The sequence below is a fragment of the Streptomyces viridosporus genome (assembly GCF_002078235.1).
Taxonomy (GTDB): domain Bacteria; phylum Actinomycetota; class Actinomycetes; order Streptomycetales; family Streptomycetaceae; genus Streptomyces; species Streptomyces viridosporus.
Map to the genome: position 1 here is coordinate 1 of NZ_MSGP01000929.1, position 683 is coordinate 683.

General features: G+C 74.5%; 1 protein-coding gene. It reads left to right on the forward strand.

Annotation, left to right across the window (positions count from 1 at the left end; all coding sequences use genetic code 11):
• Window positions 1–662, forward strand: a 662-nt coding sequence (locus B7L92_RS38725; protein ID WP_255311377.1) for an AAA family ATPase, incomplete at its 5' end; no start/stop codon positions are given.
• Window positions 663–683 lie beyond the last annotated feature (21 nt).

A 683-nucleotide genomic window follows, 5' to 3' on the forward strand; every position in this document is an offset into this window, starting at 1 on the left:
CCCCGATGCCCCCGCCGGACACCACCGGCCATGTGCCGCTGCCGCCCGGCGGCCCCGTCGCCGTGCCCAGCGCTCCGCAGGCCGCCGCGCCCCCCGACCCGGCCGGCACGACCATCGCCGTGCTGCTCATCGGGCCCGCGGGCGCCGGGAAGACCAGCGTGGCCAAGTACTGGGCGGGCCACCGCCGGGTCCCGACCGCGCACATCAGCCTCGACGACGTACGCGAGTGGGTGCGTTCGGGCTTCGCCGACCCGCAGGCGGGGTGGAACGACCACTCCGAGGCCCAGTACCGCCTGGCCCGCCGCACCTGCGGCTTCGCCGCGCGCAACTTCCTCGCCAACGGCATCTCGTGCATCCTCGACGACGCCGTCTTCCCCGACCGTCCGGTGGTCGGTCTGGGTGGCTGGAAACGGCACGTGGGTCCCGGTCTGCTGCCGGTCGTCCTCCTGCCGGGTCTGGACATCGTCCTGGAACGCAACGCGGAACGCTCCGGCAACCGCCGCCTCAGCGACGAGGAGGTCGCCCGCATCCACGGCCGCATGGCCGGCTGGTACGGCTCGGGGCTCCCGATCATCGACAACTCCCAGCTCGGCATAGCCGAGACGGCGAGGATCCTGGACGACGTCCTGGCCAGGTCGATCGCGAGCCCGCCGGCCTGGTGAGGCCGCTGCCCCGCCCCGGGC